Source organism: Pseudomonas sp. P20 (genome assembly GCF_016463925.1).
GTDB lineage: Bacteria > Pseudomonadota > Gammaproteobacteria > Pseudomonadales > Pseudomonadaceae > Pseudomonas > Pseudomonas aeruginosa.
Map to the genome: position 1 here is coordinate 193,382 of NZ_JAEMVM010000009.1, position 19,924 is coordinate 213,305.

Here is a 19,924-nt window from a genome sequence, read left to right on the forward strand (position 1 = left end):
TCAACCCTCCTCGATCAGGGTGCCTTCGGCACCACCAACAACAATATTCAGCAATGCGCCCGGCTTGTTCATGTTGAACACCCGCAGCGGCATGTTCTGGTCACGGCACAGGCAGATGGCGGTCAGGTCCATCACGCCGAGCTTGCGGTCGAGCACTTCATCATAGGTCAGGCGCTCGAACTTCTCGGCATTCGGGTCCTTGAACGGGTCGGCAGTGTACACGCCATCGACCTTGGTAGCCTTAAGGACCACGTCGGCGTCGATCTCGATGGCGCGCAGGCAAGCCGCCGAGTCGGTGGTGAAGAACGGGTTGCCGGTACCGGCGGAGAAGATCACCACCTCGCCACCGCCGAGGTGGCGCATGGCCTTGCGGCGGTCGTAGTGGTCGGTCACACCGACCATGGAGATCGCCGACATCACCAGCGCGGGGATGTTCGAGCGCTCCAGCGCATCGCGCATCGCCAGGCCGTTCATCACGGTGGCCAGCATCCCCATGTGGTCGCCGGTCACCCGGTCCATGCCGGCCGCGGACAGGGCCGCGCCGCGGAACAGGTTGCCGCCGCCGATGACCAGGCCGACCTGCACGCCGATCCCGACCAACTGGCCGATTTCCAGCGCCATGCGGTCCAGCACCTTGGGATCGATGCCGAACTCCTCCGAGCCCATCAGGGCTTCGCCGCTCAACTTTAGAAGAATGCGTTTATAGCGAGGTTGACGAGCGCTCAGTTGCTGAGCCATGACCTTTTCTCCTGCGGCGATAAAAATACGTGACGGCCGGGCCGTCGTGGGCGGAGACGACTTTGCGCCTGCGTTGCGTGCGAGCCCGCCGAGCGGGCCGGCAACGCGGAAGCTGCCCCGAACGCTTCCCCATTTGACGAAGAGGCCGCACGCATCAGCGGGCAGCCTCTTCCGGGGCGACAGTCGAAACCGTCTTTGTTACTGCTTGGTGGCGGCTACTTGAGCGGCAACTTCGGCAGCGAAGTCCACTTCGGCCTTCTCGATGCCTTCGCCCACTTCGTAACGAACGAAGGAAACGATTTCGGCGCCGGCCTGCTTGGCCAGGTCGCCGACCTTCACTTCCGGGTTCTTCACGAAAGGCTGCTCGACCAGGCTCGCTTCGGCGAGGAACTTGCTGATGCGGCCCTTGACCATGTTCTCGACGATGTTCTCCGGCTTGCCGGCGATCTTGTCGGCGTTCAGCGCCAGGAAGATTTCCTTCTCTTTCGCGATCGCTTCTTCGGAAACTTCCGAAGCGCTCAGGAACTGCGGGTTGCTGGCGGCGACATGCATGGCGATGTCCTTGGCCAGTTCCGGGTTGCCGCCTTTCAGGTTGACCACGACACCGATGCGGTGGCCGTGCAGGTAGGCGCCGACCACGTCGCCCTCGACGCGGGTCAGGCGGCGGATGTTGACGTTCTCGCCGGTCTTGGCGACCAGGGCCAGACGAGCTTCCTCACGTGCTTCGACCAGCGGAGCGGCGTCGGTCAGCTTCTCGTTGAAGGCCTTTTCCAGGCTCTCGGCGACGAAGCCCTTGAAGTCGTCCTGGAGGGCCAGGAAGTCGGTCTGGGAGTTGACTTCGATGATCACGGCGGCCTTGTTGTCGGCAGCGATCTTGACGGCGATCGAGCCTTCGGCGGCAATATTGCCGGCCTTCTTGGCAGCCTTGATCGCACCGGCAGCGCGCATGTCGTCGATGGCCTTCTCGATGTCGCCGCCAGCGGCGGTCAGCGCCTTCTTGCACTCCATCATGCCCAAGCCGGTACGCTCGCGCAGTTCTTTAACCATGGCTGCAGTAATTTCTGCCATTTCGAAATCCTCTTGAGTGGTAGCTCTCAAAAAACCTTTGTGCCCGGCCTGCCGGACAGAAACTCAAAGGTGGCAAAAAGGGGGCCTAGCCCCCTTCCTGCGCACCGTCGGACGTCTGAACGTCCCGGAATCAGCCTTCGGCGGATTCGGCCGGCGCTTCCTCGACGAACTCGTCGGCGCTGGTGGCAGCGCCCTGCTTGCCGCGGATTACCGCTTCGGCCATCGAGTTCAGGTAGAGTTGCACGGCGCGGATGGCATCATCGTTACCGGGAATTACATAGTCGACGCCTTCCGGGCTGCTGTTGGTATCGACAACGCCGATGACCGGGATGCCCAGCTTGTTGGCTTCGGTGATGGCGATGCGCTCGTGGTCGACGTCGATCACGAACAGAGCGTCCGGCAGGCCGCCCATGTCCTTGATGCCGCCCAGGCTGCGCTCGAGCTTCTCGAGGTCACGGCTGCGCATCAGGGCTTCTTTCTTGGTCAGCTTGTCGAAGGTGCCGTCCTGGGATTGGGTTTCCAGGTCGCGCAGGCGCTTGATCGACTGACGGATGGTCTTGTAGTTGGTGAGCATGCCGCCCAGCCAGCGATGGTCGACGTACGGCATACCGCAACGAGCGGCTTCCTCGCGAACGATCTTGCCGGCGGAACGCTTGGTGCCGACGAACAGGATCTTGTTCTTGCCAGCGGCCAGGCGCTCAACGAAGGTCAGGGCCTCGTTGAACATCGGCAGGGTCTTTTCGAGGTTGATGATATGGATCTTGTTGCGCGCGCCGAAAATGAACTTGCCCATTTTCGGGTTCCAGTAACGGGTCTGGTGGCCGAAGTGCACACCGGCCTTCAGCATATCGCGCATGTTGACTTGGGACATGATAGTTCCTCGATAAGTCGGGTTAGGCCTCCACGCATCCCAATGACCAACCCTTGCGGGCACCCAGGCCATCGTGTCGATGCATGTGTGGGTTTGTGCTCCGAAAAAGGCCGCAGCCTCGGAGCGGGGCGCTTTATACCATAACCGTGGACGCAGTGAAACCCGCCGCGGATGGCCGGGCGGGAGTAGATCGGTCGGTCAGGTCTGCTAGAATCGCGTATTCCTTATTATTCATGCGTGCTTGCACGCCCGAAGAGAATTCGCATGACCGTCACCATCAAGACGCCCGACGATATCGAGAAGATGCGCATCGCCGGCCGCCTGGCCGCCGAAGTGCTGGAAATGATCGGCGAACACATCAAGCCCGGCGTGACCACCGAGGAGCTGGATCGCATCTGCCACGACTATATCGTCAACGAGCAGAAGGCGATTCCCGCCCCGCTGAACTACAAGGGCTTTCCCAAGTCGATCTGCACCTCGATCAACCATGTGGTCTGCCATGGCATCCCCAACGAGAAGCCGCTGAAGGAAGGCGACATCCTCAACGTCGACATCACCGTCATCAAGGACGGCTACCACGGCGACACCAGCAAGATGTTCCTGGTCGGCAAGACCCCGGAATGGGCCGACCGCCTCTGCCAGATCACCCAGGAATGCATGTACAAGGGCATTTCCGTGGTGCGTCCGGGCGCGCACCTGGGCGATATCGGCGAAATCATCCAGAAGCACGCGGAAAAGAACGGCTTCTCGGTGGTCCGCGAATACTGCGGCCATGGCATCGGCAAGGTGTTCCACGAGGAGCCGCAGGTCCTCCACTACGGTCGTGCGGGTACCGGCATCGAGCTGAAGGAAGGCATGATCTTCACCATCGAGCCGATGATCAACCAGGGCCGCCCGGAGACCCGCCTGCTCGGCGACGGCTGGACCGCGATCACCAAGGACCGCAAGCTGTCCGCGCAATGGGAGCACACCGTGCTGGTCACCGCCGATGGCTACGAGATCCTCACCCTGCGCAACGACGAAACCTTCCCGCGCACCTCGGCAGCCTGATCCGGCCCGGCTTTTGCTGCCAGCCGTGCGCCTCGACGCCCCGCCCCATTCCGGCGGGGCCGACGCCCCGATTCGGCGCAGCGCGCGCACCAATACAGCGCAAAAACGCACCAAGACGGGGCGCTCGCGTATCGAACCCAACCGCTAGCAGATAAAGGAAGGCCGCATGCCGCAGGTGGATCCCGAATTGTTCGATCGCGGGCAGTTCCAGGCGGAACTGGCCTTGAAGTCCAGCCCGATCGCCGCCTTCAAGAAGGCCATCCGGCAATTCCGCGAAGTGCTCGACAACCGCTTCAACAGCGGCCGCGACATCCGCCGCCTGATCGAAGATCGCGCCTGGTGCGTCGACCAGATCCTGCAACAGGCCTGGCAGCGCTTCGACTGGGGAGACGACGCCGACATCGCCCTGGTCGCCGTGGGCGGCTACGGCCGCGGCGAACTCCACCCCTACTCCGACGTCGACCTGCTGATCCTCCTCGACAGCGAGGACCAGGAGAGCTTCCGCGAGCCGATCGAAGGCTTCCTCACCCTGCTCTGGGACATCGGCCTGGAAGTCGGCCAGAGCGTGCGCTCGGTGCAGCAGTGCGCGGAGGAAGCACGCGCCGACCTGACGGTGATCACCACCCTCATGGAATGCCGCACCATCTGCGGCCCTGACAGCCTGCGCCAGCGCATGCTGCGGGTTACCGGCAGCGCGCACATGTGGCCGAGCAAGGAGTTCTTCCTGGCCAAACGCCACGAACAGCAGCGCCGCCACGCCAAGTACAACGACACCGAGTACAACCTCGAGCCCAACGTCAAGGGCTCCCCCGGCGGCCTGCGCGACATCCAGACCATCCTCTGGATGGCCCGCCGCCAGTTCGGCAGCCTCAACCTGCACGCCCTGGTGCGCGAAGGCTTCCTGGTGGAAAGCGAGTGCAGCATGCTGGCTTCCAGCCAGGAGTTCCTCTGGCGGGTCCGCTATGCCCTGCACATGCTCGCCGGGCGCGCCGAGGATCGCCTGCTGTTCGATCACCAGCGCAGCATCGCCCGTCTGTTCGGCTACGAAGACAACGACGTCAAGCTGGCGGTCGAACGCTTCATGCAGAAGTACTACCGGGTGGTGATGGCGATCTCCGAGCTGAACGACCTGATCATCCAGCACTTCGAGGAAGTCATCCTGCCCTGCGAGCAGCCGGTGCAGATCCAACCGCTGAACAGTCGCTTCCAGTTGCGCGACGGCTACATCGAGGTGACGCACCCGAACGTCTTCAAGCGCACCCCGTTCGCCCTCCTGGAAATCTTCGTGCTGATGGCCCAGCACCCGGAAATCAAGGGCGTGCGCGCCGACACCATTCGCCTGCTGCGCGACAGCCGACACCTGATCGACGACGAGTTCCGCCACGACATCCGCAACACCAGCCTGTTCATCGAGCTGTTCAAGAGCAGCCAGGGTATCCACCGCAACCTGCGGCGGATGAACCGCTACGGCATCCTCGGCCGCTACCTGCCGGAGTTCGGCCATATCATCGGGCAGATGCAGCACGACCTGTTCCATATCTATACGGTGGACGCCCACACCCTCAACCTGATCAAGCACCTGCGCAAGCTGAATCGGCCGGAGATGGCCGAGAAATATCCGCTGGCGAGCAAGATCATCGATCGTCTGCCCAAGCCGGAACTGATCTACATCGCCGGTCTCTACCATGACATCGCCAAGGGCCGTGGCGGCGACCACTCGGAACTCGGCGCGGTGGACGCCGAGGCCTTCTGCCAGAGCCACCAGTTGCCGCTCTGGGACACCCAACTGGTGTCCTGGCTGGTGCAGAACCACCTGGTGATGTCGACCACCGCGCAACGCAAGGACCTCTCCGACCCGCAGGTGATCTTCGATTTCGCCCAACTGGTCGGCGACCAGACCCACCTCGACTACCTGTACGTGCTCACCGTGGCCGACATCAACGCCACCAACCCGACGCTCTGGAACTCCTGGCGCGCCAGCCTGCTCCGGCAGCTCTACACCGAGACCAAGCGCGCCCTGCGCCGCGGCCTGGAGAACCCGGTGGACCGCGAGGAGCAGATCCGCCAGACGCAGACCGCGGCCCTCGACCAACTGGTACGCAACGGCATCGACCAGGACGATGCCGAGCAGTTATGGAGCCAGCTCGGCGACGACTACTTCCTGCGCCACACCGCCGGCGACGTGGCCTGGCACACCGAGGCGATCCTCCAGCACCCGGACGACGGCACGCCGCTGGTGCTGATCAAGGAAACCACCCAGCGCGAGTTCGAGAGCGGTTCGCAGATCTTCATCTACGCCGCCGACCAGCACGATTTCTTCGCGGTCACCGTGGCCGCCATGGACCAGCTCAACCTGAGCATCCAGGACGCGCGGATCATCACCTCCACCAGCCAGTTCACCCTCGATACCTATATCGTGCTCGACGCCGACGGCGACTCCATCGGCAACAACCCGGAGCGCATCGCCGAGATCCGCGAGGGGCTTATCGACGCATTGAAGAACCCCGACGACTACCCGACCATCATCCAGCGCCGGGTGCCGCGCCAGCTCAAGCACTTCGCCTTCGCCCCGCAGGTGACCATCTCCACCGACGCGCTGCGCCAGGTCTCGGTGCTCGAAGTCATCGCCCCCGACCGCCCCGGCCTGCTGGCGCGGATCGGCGGCATCTTCCTGGATTTCGACCTGTCGGTGCAGAACGCCAAGATCGCCACCCTCGGCGAGCGCGTGGAGGACGTCTTCTACATCACCGATGCGCGCAACCAGCCGCTCGCCGACCCCGACCTGTGCAAACGCCTGCAGGCCGCCCTGGTCGAGCAGCTGTCACAAGACAACGGACGGGACACCCTGCCTACCCGGATAAACTTCTGAGAAGCCTTGCCAACGCCATGAATACCGCACTCGACAACCTCCAGCCCTACCCCTTCGAGAAGCTCCGCGCCCTGCTCGGCGGCGCCCGGCCGCCCGCGACGCTGAAGCCGATCGCACTGTCCATCGGCGAGCCCAAGCACCGCTCGCCGAGCTTCGTCGCCGAAACCCTGGCGGAGAACCTGGACCAGCTCGCGGTCTACCCGACCACCCTCGGCCTGCCGGCCCTGCGCGAAGCCATCGCGCGCTGGTGCGAGCGGCGCTTCTCGGTACCGGCCGGCTGGCTGGATGCGGCGCGCCACGTACTGCCGGTGAACGGTACCCGCGAGGCGCTGTTCGCCTTCACCCAGACCGTGGTCCGCCGCAGCGAGCCCGGCGAGGCGCCTGGCCTGGTGGTCAGCCCGAACCCGTTCTACCAGATCTACGAAGGCGCGGCGCTGCTCGCCGGAGCCGTGCCGCACTACCTGCCCTGCCGCGAGGAAAACGGCTTCAACCCCGATTTCGACGCGGTCGACGAGGCGACCTGGCAGCGCTGCCAGATTCTCTTCCTCTGCTCGCCGGGCAACCCCACCGGGGCCCTGGTACCGCTGGAGACCCTGAAGAAGCTGATCGCCCTGGCCGACCGCTACGACTTCGTGATCGCCGCCGATGAGTGCTACAGCGAACTCTACTTCGACGAAAACGCCCCGCCGCCCGGCCTGCTCAACGCTTGCGCCGAGCTGGGCCGCACGGACTTCAGCCGCTGCGTGGTGTTCCACAGCCTGTCCAAGCGCTCCAACCTGCCCGGCCTGCGCTCGGGCTTCGTCGCCGGCGACGCGGAGATCCTGAAGAAATTCCTCCTCTACCGCACCTACCACGGCTGCGCCATGCCGGTGCAGACCCAGTTGGCGAGCATCGCCGCCTGGAACGACGAGGTCCATGTGCGCGCCAACCGCAGCCTCTACCGCGAGAAATTCGACGCCGTGCTGGCGATCCTCGACGGCGTGCTCGACGTACAGCGCCCGGACGGCAGTTTCTACCTGTGGGCACGTACCCCGGTGGACGACACCGTATTCACCCGCGAACTGTTCGAGCAGCAGCACGTGACGGTGGTGCCGGGTTCCTACCTGTCGCGCGAGGTGGACGGCGAGAACCCCGGCGCCAACCGCGTGCGCATGGCCCTGGTGGCACCACTGGCCGAGTGCGTCGAAGCCGCCGAGCGCATCCGCGACTACCTGCGGGCGCGCTGAAGCCTGCGCGGAGAAACGAAAAGGGATCGCCGCGGCGATCCCTTTTCGTTCACACCCAGCGGGCGAAGCGATTGGTCAGCCAGCTTTCCTGCTGGTCCAGCTCGCGCAGGATATCGCCCAGTGTCTCGTCGTCGATCTCGTTGTTACGCCGCTGCCGGTACAGTTCCAGGCGCTGCGCGCGCAACGCCTTCAGGCGCAAGGCCTTGTCGGCGATCTCCAGGGCCTGGGCCTGGTCGCGGGCCTCATCGGTGGTCGGTGCGGTATCCAGCGACTGGCGGTATTCGGCCATGATCTGCGCACGCGCCTCGGCGACCCGCGAAGTATTCGCCGCATCGTTGCCTTCCACCTGCGGCAGTTCCTCGCTCTCCAGGGCCCGGATCGCCGCCTCCGCGGTCTTGCGCCAGGCCTCACGCCGCTCGCGCTCGTGGGCGCCATTGTTGCTCGCCGGCAGCCCGCGCAGCAGCAGCGGCAGGCCGATGGTCGCGCCGATCAGGGAAATCAGGATCACGCTGGTGGCGATGAAGATGATCAGGTCGCGCTGCGGGAAGGCGCTGCCATCCATCAGGCTCATCGGTACCGACAGCACCGCCGCCAGGGTCACCGCACCACGCACGCCGCTCAATGCACTGAGGGCGGAGAGACGGCGCAGGGAGATGCCGCTCAGCCCGGGCGGGCTTTTGCCGCGCCAGCGATCGATGCGCAGCGACAGCTTCCAGTAGCCATAGACCCAGCCGTAGCGGATCAGCATCAGCACGGCGGTGATCGCCGCCACGTAGGCCAGCAGCAGCGAGGAACGCCAGAGCAGGTCGCCGTGGTGGTTGGCCACCGACTTCATGATGTCCGGCAACTGCAGGCCGAGCAGCAGGAACACCACGCCGTTGAAGGCGAACTCCAGCATCGACCAGACGCTGCGGTTGAGCAGGCGCGTGGAAGTCTGCCGCGGCAGCAGGTCGACCCAGCTCTGCATCATGCCGGCCGCCACCGCCGAGAGAATCCCGGAGACGCCCAGGTGTTCCGCCACCATGTAGGAGGCGAACGGCAGCAACAGCATCAGTACCACGTGGGTCGCCGGGTCGTCCCAGCCACGGGAGATCATCCAGGCGCGGATGCGGCCCAGCGACCAGCTGAGGAACACCCCGATGGCCAGGCCGCCGACCGCGACCAGGAGGAAGTTGAGGCTGGCGTCCACCAGCGAGAACACGCCGGTCATCGCCGCGGCGATGGCGAACTTGAATGCCACCAGGCCAGAGGCATCGTTCATCAGCGCCTCGCCCTCCAGCAGGTGCATCAGGCGCTTGGGCAGCCGCCCCTGGGTGATCGCCGAGACCGCCAGGGCGTCCGTGGGCGACAGCACGGCGGCGAGGGCGAAGGAAGCCGCCAGGGGAATTTCCGGGATCAGCAGGTGGATGAAATAGCCGGCGCCGACCACGGTGAAGAACACCAGGCCGAACGCCATCATCAGGATCGGCCAGCGCATCCGCCAGACTTCCCGCTTGGGAATACGCCAGCCGTCGACGAACAGCAGCGGCGGAATGAACAGGAAGAGGAACAGCTCCGGGTCGAGGGCAATGTGCAGTCCGAGGGACGGCAAGGCCAGCAGGGCCCCGGCGGCGATCTGGATCAGTGGTAGCGGCAAGGGCAGCAACTGGGCAGCCAGGCGGGTGGCGCCGACGACCAGCAGCAGGGTCAGAACGGTGTACACGGTTTGCATGAGGGCGGGGATCTCCGGCTTCGTCCCTGGACGATGCGACTGCGTCGATTGCACCATCGCGATCGGTAGGCAGCTATCCGACATTCGCACAATCCGTACGGTCTTTCCTAGCCCCGCCGCTCTACCCCGCGCGTCCGCCCCCTCCGCGGCGACGACCGGGGCGCCCGGCCAAGGTTCCCGCACTAGTACATCCGAGCTATTTCATAGCGGTGCGAGACGCTCCTACACTCCCCTTCAGTCCAGGCCCGCCGTAGCGTCGGCCAGGACGACGCCCCGAAGGAGTACGGGGTGCAGCGCCCACTCAGACAAAGGAATGCCGCCATGACAAGCAAGGGACTTACTTCCGCACTGCTGCTCGCCTCGATGTTCGCCGCCACCTCCGGCTGCCTCCAGCAGAACGCACTGACCCAGGGCTACCGCACCACCCAGCCCGGGCAACCCGGCCAGGCCCAGGTCGCCTCCGCCAACACCCCTTGCACCCCCAGCGCCACCAATGACCTGATCGCTACCGGTCGCAGCCTGCTGGACATCACCACCAACCTGATCAAGACCCGCAACCAGATGAGCGACGGCGGCAGCATCATGCGCGACGTCGACGACGTGCAGAAGGTCGGCAAGGGCCATGCCGTACTGGACAGCGTCGAGAGCATGACCGGCGGTCCGCAGCAGCCCTGCGGCTAAGCGCACCACGACGATTCATCCCGGACAGCGAGCCCCCGCACGCTGTTCTCCCCCTGAGCCTCGCCTACCCGGCGGGGCTTTTTTTGTCCTGCGCCAAACAGCCGCCGCCCCGCATCAAGGAACTCGCCCATCACCCGGCCATGCAGACCAGGCCGCTTCGAGTCCCGTTCGTCACCTGTGCAAGGCGTCTGGAACGCGACTATTGTCCGACGATCGAAGTGATGGCAATGTAGAATTACACCTTTGGATGTAGTCGTTTCGGGTAGGTCGCGAGATGGAACGAGCTTTTTCCCCTACCGCGGAATCGCGGAGCAGCGGCCCATGAGGCGCGCCGAGATGCTGTTGCTGAAGAGCCTGGCTGAGACACTGATGGCCGACCGGGACAACCGCCACGACGACTTGCAGGCGACCATGCGGCTGGCGCACCTGAGTTCGCCGGAGATGATCCTGTACATGGTCAACCGGGTGCTCGAGCTCGAAGAGAGCATCGAGCGGATCGCCGCGGTTCTCCAGAAACTCTCTGCGGACGAGCCGATGCCCCTAGAGGAAACGCCGCCCGAACCAGCCTTCGAACCGGCCCTGCAGTCCCGCGCCACCGAGACCGCGGAAACCTAGCGGCGGGCAGGCCGCTACACCAGCACCTGGCGAGTGCTGGCGATCAGCGCATGCACCTGTCGCTCCACCTGCTCCGCCACCGGCACTTCGGGCCCCCGCCCCTCCGGGCAGGGCAGGTTCGGCGTGGTGCCGAACAGCCGGCAGATCAGCGGACGTTCCTCATAGGCCTCGCAGCCGTTCGGTCCGAGATGGACGCAGTTCCACTCGGCCAGGGCGGCGTCGTGTTCGGCCTCGCTCTTCACCGGCAGGCGGGCCATCTCTTCCGACGAGGCGGTAACCGGCCCGCAGCAATCGTGGCAGCCGGGCTTGCAGGCGAAGCCCGGTATCTGCAGGCGTAATTGGTCTATCTGGCGACCGATGCAACTCATGGGAAATCTCCTCGGCGGGGGAAGGATTGTACAGCGCGGACCGGAGCATTCCGAAAGTACCGGTAAGGATGCTCTCCAGCGAGCCGAATCGACCTGTTCAACCTGCGCTCTCTCCGTTCCCGGCCAGGGAAACAGCCCGGCTCCCTGTCCGCCCGCCCGTCCACGGCTATCTGCCGTCACGCCGCTCCCGAGCGCGGTAGCCCCGAGACCGCACAGGGGCGGAACGACGTGGCATAATCCAGCGATCACCTTTCGGCGACCTATCGGCAGGGCCCGGGAAGACCCGGGCCTCGGGAGAAGCAATGACCTACGTTCTCTACGGCATCAAAGCCTGCGACACCATGAAGAAGGCTCGGACCTGGCTCGACGAGCACAAGGTCGCCTACGACTTCCACGACTACAAGGCCGTCGGCATCGACCGCGAACACCTGCGGCGCTGGTGCGCGGAGCACGGCTGGCAAACCGTCCTCAACCGCGCCGGCACCACCTTCCGCAAGCTCGACGAAGCGCAGAAGGCCGATCTCGACGAAGCCAAGGCGATCGAGCTGATGCTGGCCCAGCCGTCGATGATCAAGCGCCCGGTGCTGGAACTGGGCGGCAGGACGCTGGTCGGCTTCAAGCCCGACGCCTACGCCGCCGCCCTGGCCTGAGCGGGAGGCCGCATGAGTGTCGCCTGGGCCCTGTTCGTACCCGCCTGCTTCGCCCTCAACCTGGCGCCGGGGCCGAACAACCTGCTGTCGCTGAACAACGCCGCCCGGCACGGTTTCGCCACCGCCTCGCTGGCCGGCGGCGGGCGCCTGCTGGCATTCGCCGGCATGCTCGCCCTGGCCGCCTCCGGGCTGGCGCTGGTGCTGCACACCTCGGCCTGGCTGTTCCTGGCGATCAAGCTGCTCGGCGCTGCCTACCTGTTGTGGCTTGCGGTGCAATTGTGGCGGACCGATGCGCAGCCACTGGCGAACGAAGCCAGCCCGGCGCGTCCCAGCCTCTGGCGCCTGGGGCGCCAGGAGTTCCTGGTGGCGGCGGGCAACCCGAAGGCGATCCTGATCTTCACCGCCTTCCTGCCGCAGTTCGTCGATCCCGGCCAACCGCTGGGCGCCCAGTTCGCCCAGCTCGGAGCGGCATTCCTGCTGCTCGAATGGCTGGCCATCGCTCTTTATTCCTATGCCGGGCTCCACCTCGGCCGGCTGCTCGCCGGCCAGCGGGCCCGGCGTCTGTTCAACCGCGGTTGCGCCGCGCTGCTCGGCAGCGCGGGACTGGGCCTGCTGCTCAGCCGCCGTCCGGCCTGACCGTTCCACTCCGTTTCGAGGAAACCCACATGTCGCAATCCCTGTTCAGCCTGGCCTTCGGCGTCGGCACCCAGAACCGCCAGGAAGCCTGGCTGGAAGTGTTCTACGCGCTGCCGCTGCTCAAGCCGTCGAGCGAAATCGTCGCCGCCGTCGCACCGATCCTTGGCTACGCAGCCGGCAACCAGGCGCTGACCTTCACTTCGCAGCAGGCCTACCAGTTGGCCGACGCCCTGAAGGGTATCGACGCCGCTCAGTCGGCCCTGCTCTCGCGCCTGGCGGAAAGCCAGAAGCCGCTGGTCGCCACCCTGTTGGCGGAAGACGCCGCGCCGTCCTCCACCCCGGAGGCCTACCTCAAGCTGCACCTGCTCTCCCACCGCCTGGTCAAGCCGCACGCTGTGAACCTGAGCGGCATCTTCCCGCTCCTGCCGAACGTGGCCTGGACCAATATCGGCGCGGTGGACCTGGCCGAACTGGCCGAACTGCAACTGGAAGCGCGACTGAAGGGCAAGCTGCTGGAAGTCTTCTCCGTCGACAAGTTCCCGAAGATGACCGACTACGTGGTCCCGGCCGGCGTACGCATCGCCGACACCGCCCGCGTGCGCCTGGGCGCCTACATCGGTGAAGGCACCACGGTGATGCACGAAGGTTTCGTCAACTTCAACGCCGGCACCGAAGGCCCGGGCATGATCGAAGGCCGCGTATCCGCCGGCGTGTTCGTCGGCAAGGGGTCGGACCTGGGCGGCGGCTGCTCGACCATGGGCACCCTTTCCGGTGGCGGCAACATCGTCATCAGCGTCGGCGAAGGCTGCCTGATCGGCGCCAACGCCGGCATCGGCATCCCGCTGGGCGATCGCAACATCGTCGAGGCCGGCCTGTACATCACCGCCGGCACCAAGGTCGCCCTGCTCGACGAGCAGAACGCCCTGGTGAAAGTGGTCAAGGCCCGCGACCTGGCCGGTCAGCCCGACCTGCTGTTCCGCCGCAACTCGCAGAACGGTGCGGTGGAGTGCAAGACCAACAAGACCGCCATCGAGCTGAACGAAGCGCTGCACGCGCACAACTGAGCCCAGCTCGCCTCCCCGCTCGCCCGACGGCGCTCGCCAGCGCCGCCGGGTGCGCTACCCTTTCCCCTGTAACCGTCCTCGCACAGTGTCCGCCATGTCCCTGCCGTCTCCCTGGCGCGCCGACTTTCCGGCCTTTTCCGCCTTCGCCGCGGAAGGCCTGACCTACCTCGACAGCGCCGCCACCACCCAGAAGCCACAGGCCGTACTCGACGCCCTGAACAGCTACTACCTTGGCGGCGCCGCCAACGTCCACCGCGCCCAACATGTCCCCGGCGAGCGCGCCACCCGGGCCTTCGAGGCCGCGCGCAGCCGCGTCGCCCACTGGCTGCACGCCGGCAACCCGGCCGAGGTGCTGTTCACCCGCGGTACCACAGAGGCGATCAACCTGGTGGCCTATGGCCTGGAGCGGCATTTCCGGCCTGGCGACGAACTGCTGGTCAGTGCCCTGGAACACCATGCCAACCTGCTTCCCTGGCAGCAGTTGGCCCTGCGCCGCGGCCTGGTCCTGCGCGTATTGCCGCTGGACGAGCGCGGGGTGATCGACCTGGAGCAGGCCCGCCATATCATCGGCGAGCGTACCCGCCTGCTGGCGATCAGCCAGTTGTCCAACGTTCTCGGCACCTGGCAACCGGTGGTGGAGTTGATCCAGCTGGCCCGCGAGCGCGGTGCCTGGACCCTGGTCGACGGCGCCCAGGGCAGCGTCCACGGACGCCACGACCTGCCGGGCCTGGGCTGCGACTTCTACGCATTCTCCGGCCACAAGCTCTACGGCCCCGACGGCATCGGCGTGCTCTGGGGTCGCCCACAGGCCCTGGAGCAACTGGCGCACTGGCAGTTCGGCGGCGAGATGGTACGCCACACCGGCTTCCACGAAGCCAGCTTCCATGCCGCTCCGCTCGGCTTTGAGGCGGGCACCCCGGCGGTTTCCGCGGCGATCGGCCTAGGCGCGACCATCGACTGGCTGGCCACCCTGGACGAAGCCGAAGTCGCCGCCCACGAAGGCGCCCTCCACGCCCGCCTGCTCGCCGGCCTGCTGGCGCGCGACGGCGTCAGCCTGCTCGGCGAACCGCAGGCGGCGCTGGCCAGCTTCTGCGTCGACGGCGTGCACGTCGCCGATCTCGCCCACCTGCTCGGCGAACAGGGCATCGCGGTGCGCGCCGGCCACCATTGCGCGATGCCGCTGCTGCAACGCCTCGAGGTACCCGGCGCCCTGCGTGTCTCGCTGGGCTTGTACAACGATGCCGACGACCTGGAGCGCTTCTTCCTGGCCCTCGACCGCTCACTGGAGTTGCTGCGATGAACCCGGTTCTCCCCGAACAGGCCCAGGAGGCACTGGACGCCTTCGGTCACACCGCCAGTTGGGAACAGCGTGCGCGTCTGCTGCTGCAATGGGGCGAGCGCCTGGCGCCGCTCGCGGAACACGAACGCCAGGAAGAGCATCGCGTGCACGGTTGCGAAAGCCTGGTCTGGCTGCTCGGCGAGCAGCGCGACGGCCACTGGCGCTTCCGTGCCGACAGCGACGCGCGCCTGATCCGCGGCCTGCTGGCGGTGCTGCTGGCACGGGTCGACGGCATCGAGACCCGCGAACTGGCGCGCCTGGACCTCAACGACTGGTTCACCTGCCTGGGTCTTTCCCGCCAACTGTCGCCCTCGCGCAGCAACGGCCTGAACGCCGTGCTGCAACGCATGCGCGAACTGGCCGGCCAGACCGCCGGCTGAGCCCGCTCAGCGCGCCAGCAGCTCCGGCAGGTGCCGGGCCAGGGCGCGGTAGCGGTCCTCTTCGATCCGATAGGCCCAGTCAGGATGGGCGGCGACCTCGCCCTCGGCGAAACCCTCGACGCTCTTCGGCAACAACCAGTATTGCTCGCCCTGGCGCCGAATCTCGCCATCCAGGCGCGCGCCGGAAAACGTCCGCAGGCTGAACGCCAGGAGCAATGGCGCCTGTCTGAATCCCACCTGCGCCAGCGGCGCTACATCGGCGAAACGCAGGTCGGCGAACAGCGCCGCCGCGCCGTTGGCCGCTGCCTCATAGGCCAGTTTGCGCCCTGAGGGCAATTGCCGGACCTGCAGGTTCGGCTGCCCGGCGTCGTCGCGATAGAGATCCAGACGCTCGCCCTTCGGATAGCGCAGTTGCAGTTCGCGCACCCGGGCGAAGGGCAGCGTGGCGATCCGCCGGTCGAGCCACTCCAGTTCGTTGTTCGGCAACGGCAGGCGCTTGTCGATCAGCCAGGTCTGCGGATCGCCCAGTCGTCGTACGAAGCTACCGCCATGCTGCGCATCCTTGCCTACCAGCAGCACCAGAGGCTCGCTGGACTGCCGCTGCAGGCTCAGGCGTAGCGCCTGCCCCTCGCCACGCTCCGCCAGGCCAAGCAGCGCGTGGTTCTTCGGGTTGGCGCTCTTCGCCTCGACCTTGCGCGCCTCTGCCAACGCCTCGAGCAGCGCCGACAAGCGTAGCCGGTCGGCCGGATAGTCGGCCTTGGCCGGCAGGACCCACGCGCCCGCACGCCGCTCGACCCGGATATCCGGCGAACCGTCGGCAAACTGCATGTGCAGGCCACTCAGCGTCGCGTTGTCCAGTTCCGGCAGCCAGCGCTCTGCCGCCGGCAAGGCAGGTACCTCGGCTGCGCGCTCGCGCTGCAGCCAGGCGAAGGTTCCGGCCAGCGCCGCCACCAGCGCCAGCAGGACGATCAGCGTATTGCGCCGCATGCGTCAATGCCCTCCCCTGGCCATGCGCCGGCGCCGCCAGAGCCAGCCGAGCAGCACGCCGACCGTGAGCAACGAGGGAACCAGGGCGATATTGACCAGCTTCAGGGTGCGGCCCAGTGCGTCGATATCGGCGTTCAACTGGTACTGCACCTCGCGCAGCTCCTTGCGGATGCGCAGCTTCTCCTGCATGTACTGGCGCACCGTGGCCTGCTGTTCGGGCGTCAGTTCGACGGCCTTCTCCGGGTCGGCACCCTGCTGTAGGGCGGCGAGTTGCTGCTCGGTATCGGCGAGGCGCTGCTTGAGCTGCTCCTCCTTCTGCCGGAAGCTCGTCTCGGCCTCGCGCTGCAGGCGCTCGACCACCACGAACGGCCGGCTGAACCGGCCGCGGGAGCGCACGCTGATCAGCGCGTCGGTGCCCGACAGGTTGTCCAGCGCGTTGACCACCAGCGCGCCGTTGTCGGCCCAGGGCTGCGGCACGCGCTGGCCGAAGAAGTCCTGCACCTGGACCCACATGCGATCGCTGAGCAGGTCGGTATCGGCCACGACGATGACATTGATGTTGTGCGCCTCCTTCAGGCCTTCGCGATGCCCCTCGATGCCCTCCGCGAAGGCACTCTTCGCCGGCCCCTGGATACGGGCGGCGAGAGTATGCCGCCGGCCGCTCGGGCGCAGCTCGCGCATCAGATCGCCGGGGTCACGCAGCAGGCCGAAGCGCGAGGCATCGAACGGCATCGCCTGGGCCGAGCTTTGCAGCAAAGGCGTGAAGCTGGTGCTCGCTCCGGGGAGCCTTTCGAGGATGCCGGGCGTCGCCAGGGTCAGGCTTTCCAGGCCGGCAGTGGCGATGTCGTCCTGATCCAGCGCCTCGCGCGGCAAGCTGAGCCAGGCCGGATGCCGGGCCGGACGCTGGTCCCGGCCAAGACTGATGGACATCGCATAGGCGCCATCGCCGAGCACCTTGCCCGGCAGCAGCCGCAGCCCCCAGGCCTCGAACAGCGGCGCGAGGTCGGACGACTTGTCGCCATCCAGCGTAGCGGCGAAATCGCTGCCGCTGTCGGCCTCGCTGAAGGGGTCGACGAACGCCAGCAGCTTGCCTCCGCGCAGGACGAACTGGTCGATGGCGTATAGCGTCTGCTCGGGTAACTGCTTGGGATGCACCAGCAGCAGCACCGAGACCTCCGGCGGGATTTCCGTGGCATCGCTCTTGAGGCTGCGCAGGTCGAATTGCTGGCGGATTTCCTCCATGACCATCCACGGCGAGGTCGGCTGCCGGCTGGCCATGTCGAAGCCGCCATTGAGCGGCAGCGACGACATCAGTCCGACCACCGGCCGCTGCGGCTGTGCCAGGGTCTGCACCAGGCGGCTGATGTCGTATTCGAGGAACTCCTCCTGATCGAGCGGGAAGAAGGGTATGACCTGGACTCCGTCCAGGGCGTTGCTGCCGGCCAGGCCGAAGTACAGGTTGTCGCCGCCCTGCTGCAGGGGAATTCCTTGCAGGCCGAACTCGGTGGCCTTGTCCTCGTTCTCGGAGAACGGCTCGGGATCGATCACCTGCAGGCGAATCCTGCCGTTCGCCTCGCGCTCGTAGGCGCGCAGCAGTTCCTCGACGCGCCTGGCGTAGTTGCGCAGCGGCACCAGTTCCCGGGCACCGCTATCCGAATAGAAGAAGTACAGGTTGATCGGCTCGTCGAGGCCGGCCAGGATCCGCTTGGTGCCGGGGCTGATGGTGTAGAGCTTCTGCTCGGTCAGGTCGAGCCGCGCGCCGCTGAACAGCAGGCCGGAGACCATGTTGAAGGCCAGGAACGCCAGCGCGATCAGCAACAGCCCGGCGCCAGAGGACAACACGCGTTTCATCGACTCCCCCTCATTCGGCTTTCTTCAGCTCGACCGCCACCGCCGTGGCGGCCAGCCAGGCGACGATCAGGCTGACGAAATACAGCAGGTCGCGCAGGTCGATGACGCCCTTGCTGACGGCATCGAAGCGGGTCAGCAGGCTCAGCGAGGCCACCGCATCGAGCAACCACTGCGGCGCCCACTGGCTGAACGCATCGAGCACCAGCGGAAAGCCGCTGAGCATGAACAGGAAGCAGGCGGCCACGGCGAGGATGAAAGCGATCACCTGGTTCTTCGCCAGGGCCGACATGCACGAACCGATGGCCAGGTAGCCGCCGGCCAGCAGCCAACTGCCCAGGTAGCCGGCGAGAATCGCACCGTTGTCCGGCTCGCCCAGGTAGTTCACCGTGAGCACCATGGGGAAGGTCAGCAGCAGCGCGATTCCGGCGAACGCCCAGGCGGCCAGGAACTTGCCGGCCACGGCTTCGAAGCGGGTCAGCGGCAGGGTCATCAGCAGCTCGATCGAGCCGGACTTGCGCTCCTCCGCCCACAGGCGCATGGCCAGCGCGGGAACCAGGAACAGGTAGAGCCAGGGATGGAAGGCGAAGAAGGAGGCCAGGTCGGCCTGGTTGCGTTCGTAGAAGTTGCCCAGGTAGAAGGTGAACACGCCCGCCAGGACCAGGAAGATCACGATGAACACATAGGCCAGCGGCGTGGCGAAATAACTCGCCAGCTCGCGCTTGAAGATCACCGGCAGTTGCTTCATGCCTCCGTCCCCCGGGTCAGGTTGCGGAATACCTCGTCGAGCCGGCCGCGCTCCACGTCCAGTTCGCGGATCCGCCAGCCGCGCTCGGCGACCAGCCCGCTGACCTGGGGAAAGATCACCGCGCCCGGCTGCGCCAGGACGGTCAGGCTGCCTTCGGCGGGGTTCTCCTCGATGCCCGCCACGCCCGGCAGCACCGCCAGCGCCACGGTATCCAGGGGGTCGTCGCTGTAGAGCGTCACCGCCTGGTGGTAGCGCGAGCGGCTGGCCAGCTCCAGCGGCGTGCTGTCCGCCAGCAGCCGCCCGCCGCCGATCACCAGGGCGCGGCTGCACAGCGCCGAGACTTCCTCGAGGATATGGGTGGAGATGATCACGATGCGCTCCTGCGCGAGGCCGCGGATCAGTTCGCGGACCTGGTGCTTCTGGTTCGGATCGAGCCCGTCGGTGGGCTCGTCGAGCACCAGCGCCCGCGGTTCGTGGAGGATCGCCTGGGCCAGGCCGACACGCCGGCGGAAGCCCTTGGAGAGGGTTTCGATGGTCTGCCGGCGCACCTCATCCAGTTCCAGCAGCCCCAGTGCCCGGGCGACCCGCTCGCGCTTGCCGGCACCACGGTAGCCACGGATCTCGGCGATGAAATCGAGGAAGCCCTGCACGGTCATTTCCGCGTAGCAGGGCGAACCTTCCGGGAGGTAGCCGATCAGCCGCTGCGCCTGCAGCGTGCGGTTGCGGATGTCGAAGCCGAAGATGCTCGCGGTGCCGGCGCTGGGCGCCAGGAAGCCGGTGAGCATCTTCATGGTGGTGGACTTGCCGGCGCCGTTCGGACCGAGGAAGCCCAGTACCTCCCCCGTCTCCACCTGGAAGGACAGGTCGTCCACCGCCACCCGCGAGCCGAAGCGTTTGCCGAGGTTTCTTGTTTCGATCATGGTCCCCTACCTGTTCCGGCGGCCGCCGCCATGTCCGGCCAGGGCCGCGAAAAACGCGCAGGGACTATAGCCGAAGCGCCCCGCCGCCTGGCAATACGGGGCATCGGGAGAACCTTGGCAAAACGTGACAGAACCCGAACGCCTGCCGAAGGTTC

General features: G+C 66.3%; 19 protein-coding genes. 10 read left to right on the forward strand and 9 right to left on the reverse strand.

Annotated features, from left to right (window positions below; all coding sequences use genetic code 11):
* The 3 genes from pyrH to rpsB all read right to left on the reverse strand — a co-directional run bounded on the left by pyrH (position 1) and on the right by rpsB (position 2,677).
* Positions 1-738 (reverse strand): UMP kinase, encoded by a 738-nt coding sequence (gene pyrH, locus JHD77_RS13480; protein WP_003092391.1) that lies wholly within the window; start codon positions 736-738, stop codon positions 1-3.
* 198 nt (positions 739-936) lie between these two features.
* Complete coding sequence (tsf, locus tag JHD77_RS13485) at positions 937-1,806, reverse strand: translation elongation factor Ts (RefSeq protein ID WP_003092393.1); 870 nt, start codon at positions 1,804-1,806, stop codon at positions 937-939.
* A 130-nt stretch (positions 1,807-1,936) separates the two neighbouring features.
* Entirely contained in the window at positions 1,937-2,677 is a 741-nt protein-coding gene (rpsB, locus tag JHD77_RS13490) for a 30S ribosomal protein S2 (RefSeq protein ID WP_003092394.1), read from the reverse strand.
* Positions 2,678-2,941: 264 nt separating this feature from the next.
* Here rpsB and map point away from each other — a divergent pair, with 264 nt between their 5' ends.
* The 3 genes from map (at position 2,942) to dapC (ending at position 7,822) form a co-directional block, all read left to right on the forward strand.
* Positions 2,942-3,727 carry a type I methionyl aminopeptidase gene (map, locus tag JHD77_RS13495; RefSeq protein ID WP_003092395.1) on the forward strand — a complete coding sequence of 262 codons (786 nt, stop codon included), beginning with the start codon at positions 2,942-2,944 and terminating at the stop codon, positions 3,725-3,727.
* A 166-nt stretch (positions 3,728-3,893) separates the two neighbouring features.
* Positions 3,894-6,596 (forward strand): [protein-PII] uridylyltransferase, encoded by a 2,703-nt coding sequence (locus JHD77_RS13500; RefSeq protein WP_003098610.1) that lies wholly within the window; start codon positions 3,894-3,896, stop codon positions 6,594-6,596.
* 17 nt (positions 6,597-6,613) lie between these two features.
* Complete coding sequence (dapC, locus tag JHD77_RS13505) at positions 6,614-7,822, forward strand: succinyldiaminopimelate transaminase (protein ID WP_003092403.1); 1,209 nt, start codon at positions 6,614-6,616, stop codon at positions 7,820-7,822.
* A 49-nt stretch (positions 7,823-7,871) separates the two neighbouring features.
* On the opposite strand, the gene JHD77_RS13510 is transcribed toward dapC, so the two are convergent.
* Entirely contained in the window at positions 7,872-9,617 is a 1,746-nt protein-coding gene (locus tag JHD77_RS13510) for a Na+/H+ antiporter (RefSeq protein ID WP_003119343.1), read from the reverse strand.
* Positions 9,618-9,854: 237 nt separating this feature from the next.
* On the opposite strand from JHD77_RS13510, the gene JHD77_RS13515 reads away from it, so the two are divergent.
* Positions 9,855-10,214, forward strand: a complete 360-nt coding sequence (locus tag JHD77_RS13515) for a hypothetical protein (protein ID WP_003092416.1) — start codon at positions 9,855-9,857, stop codon at positions 10,212-10,214.
* A gap of 321 nt (positions 10,215-10,535) precedes the next feature.
* Complete coding sequence (locus tag JHD77_RS13520) at positions 10,536-10,829, forward strand: hypothetical protein (RefSeq protein WP_003098613.1); 294 nt, start codon at positions 10,536-10,538, stop codon at positions 10,827-10,829.
* Positions 10,830-10,843: 14 nt separating this feature from the next.
* Here the strand turns inward: JHD77_RS13520 and JHD77_RS13525 are convergent, their stop codons facing one another.
* The gene (locus tag JHD77_RS13525) at positions 10,844-11,197 is read right to left on the reverse strand and encodes a YkgJ family cysteine cluster protein (protein WP_003098616.1); all 354 of its coding nucleotides are present in this window, start codon (positions 11,195-11,197) and stop codon (positions 10,844-10,846) included.
* 302 nt (positions 11,198-11,499) lie between these two features.
* Between JHD77_RS13525 and JHD77_RS13530 the strand changes: the two genes are divergently transcribed.
* The 5 genes from JHD77_RS13530 to JHD77_RS13550 all read left to right on the forward strand — a co-directional run bounded on the left by JHD77_RS13530 (position 11,500) and on the right by JHD77_RS13550 (position 15,266).
* On the forward strand, positions 11,500-11,847 hold the full coding sequence (locus tag JHD77_RS13530) for an ArsC family reductase (RefSeq protein WP_003098619.1): 348 nt from the start codon (positions 11,500-11,502) through the stop codon (positions 11,845-11,847).
* Between the two features lie 12 nt (positions 11,848-11,859).
* The gene (locus JHD77_RS13535) at positions 11,860-12,483 is read left to right on the forward strand and encodes a LysE family translocator (protein ID WP_003098622.1); all 624 of its coding nucleotides are present in this window, start codon (positions 11,860-11,862) and stop codon (positions 12,481-12,483) included.
* Positions 12,484-12,512: 29 nt separating this feature from the next.
* Complete coding sequence (dapD, locus tag JHD77_RS13540; protein ID WP_003092431.1) at positions 12,513-13,547, forward strand: 2,3,4,5-tetrahydropyridine-2,6-dicarboxylate N-succinyltransferase; 1,035 nt, start codon at positions 12,513-12,515, stop codon at positions 13,545-13,547.
* Between the two features lie 94 nt (positions 13,548-13,641).
* Positions 13,642-14,847 carry a cysteine desulfurase gene (locus JHD77_RS13545; RefSeq protein ID WP_003453655.1) on the forward strand — a complete coding sequence of 402 codons (1,206 nt, stop codon included), beginning with the start codon at positions 13,642-13,644 and terminating at the stop codon, positions 14,845-14,847.
* The gene (locus tag JHD77_RS13550; RefSeq protein ID WP_003092439.1) at positions 14,844-15,266 is read left to right on the forward strand and encodes a SufE family protein; all 423 of its coding nucleotides are present in this window, start codon (positions 14,844-14,846) and stop codon (positions 15,264-15,266) included. The genes JHD77_RS13545 and JHD77_RS13550 overlap by 4 nt, the downstream gene beginning before the upstream one ends.
* Positions 15,267-15,272: 6 nt before the next feature.
* On the opposite strand, the gene JHD77_RS13555 is transcribed toward JHD77_RS13550, so the two are convergent.
* Genes JHD77_RS13555 through JHD77_RS13570 form a run of 4 tightly spaced genes read right to left on the reverse strand, consistent with a single transcriptional unit; the run spans position 15,273 to position 19,769 of the window.
* The gene (locus tag JHD77_RS13555) at positions 15,273-16,253 is read right to left on the reverse strand and encodes a DUF4340 domain-containing protein (protein WP_003098636.1); all 981 of its coding nucleotides are present in this window, start codon (positions 16,251-16,253) and stop codon (positions 15,273-15,275) included.
* Positions 16,254-16,256: 3 nt separating this feature from the next.
* Positions 16,257-18,104, reverse strand: a complete 1,848-nt coding sequence (locus JHD77_RS13560) for a GldG family protein (protein WP_023129527.1) — start codon at positions 18,102-18,104, stop codon at positions 16,257-16,259.
* A gap of 10 nt (positions 18,105-18,114) precedes the next feature.
* Positions 18,115-18,849 carry an ABC transporter permease gene (locus tag JHD77_RS13565; protein WP_003117479.1) on the reverse strand — a complete coding sequence of 245 codons (735 nt, stop codon included), beginning with the start codon at positions 18,847-18,849 and terminating at the stop codon, positions 18,115-18,117.
* The gene (locus tag JHD77_RS13570; RefSeq protein WP_023117121.1) at positions 18,846-19,769 is read right to left on the reverse strand and encodes an ABC transporter ATP-binding protein; all 924 of its coding nucleotides are present in this window, start codon (positions 19,767-19,769) and stop codon (positions 18,846-18,848) included. Before JHD77_RS13570 ends, JHD77_RS13565 begins: the two co-directional genes overlap by 4 nt.
* Positions 19,770-19,924: the final 155 nt, after the last annotated feature.

Coding starts and splice junctions, on each gene's coding strand:
- pyrH (WP_003092391.1), bottom strand. CDS start 738: ATGGCTCAGCAACTGAGCGCTCGTCAACCTCGCTATAAACGCATTCTT.
- tsf (WP_003092393.1), bottom strand. CDS start 1,806: ATGGCAGAAATTACTGCAGCCATGGTTAAAGAACTGCGCGAGCGTACC.
- rpsB (WP_003092394.1), bottom strand. CDS start 2,677: ATGTCCCAAGTCAACATGCGCGATATGCTGAAGGCCGGTGTGCACTTC.
- map (WP_003092395.1), top strand. CDS start 2,942: ATGACCGTCACCATCAAGACGCCCGACGATATCGAGAAGATGCGCATC.
- JHD77_RS13500 (WP_003098610.1), top strand. CDS start 3,894: ATGCCGCAGGTGGATCCCGAATTGTTCGATCGCGGGCAGTTCCAGGCG.
- dapC (WP_003092403.1), top strand. CDS start 6,614: ATGAATACCGCACTCGACAACCTCCAGCCCTACCCCTTCGAGAAGCTC.
- JHD77_RS13510 (WP_003119343.1), bottom strand. CDS start 9,617: ATGTCGGATAGCTGCCTACCGATCGCGATGGTGCAATCGACGCAGTCG.
- JHD77_RS13515 (WP_003092416.1), top strand. CDS start 9,855: ATGACAAGCAAGGGACTTACTTCCGCACTGCTGCTCGCCTCGATGTTC.
- JHD77_RS13520 (WP_003098613.1), top strand. CDS start 10,536: ATGAGGCGCGCCGAGATGCTGTTGCTGAAGAGCCTGGCTGAGACACTG.
- JHD77_RS13525 (WP_003098616.1), bottom strand. CDS start 11,197: ATGAGTTGCATCGGTCGCCAGATAGACCAATTACGCCTGCAGATACCG.
- JHD77_RS13530 (WP_003098619.1), top strand. CDS start 11,500: ATGACCTACGTTCTCTACGGCATCAAAGCCTGCGACACCATGAAGAAG.
- JHD77_RS13535 (WP_003098622.1), top strand. CDS start 11,860: ATGAGTGTCGCCTGGGCCCTGTTCGTACCCGCCTGCTTCGCCCTCAAC.
- dapD (WP_003092431.1), top strand. CDS start 12,513: ATGTCGCAATCCCTGTTCAGCCTGGCCTTCGGCGTCGGCACCCAGAAC.
- JHD77_RS13545 (WP_003453655.1), top strand. CDS start 13,642: ATGTCCCTGCCGTCTCCCTGGCGCGCCGACTTTCCGGCCTTTTCCGCC.
- JHD77_RS13550 (WP_003092439.1), top strand. CDS start 14,844: ATGAACCCGGTTCTCCCCGAACAGGCCCAGGAGGCACTGGACGCCTTC.
- JHD77_RS13555 (WP_003098636.1), bottom strand. CDS start 16,253: ATGCGGCGCAATACGCTGATCGTCCTGCTGGCGCTGGTGGCGGCGCTG.
- JHD77_RS13560 (WP_023129527.1), bottom strand. CDS start 18,104: ATGAAACGCGTGTTGTCCTCTGGCGCCGGGCTGTTGCTGATCGCGCTG.
- JHD77_RS13565 (WP_003117479.1), bottom strand. CDS start 18,849: ATGAAGCAACTGCCGGTGATCTTCAAGCGCGAGCTGGCGAGTTATTTC.
- JHD77_RS13570 (WP_023117121.1), bottom strand. CDS start 19,769: ATGATCGAAACAAGAAACCTCGGCAAACGCTTCGGCTCGCGGGTGGCG.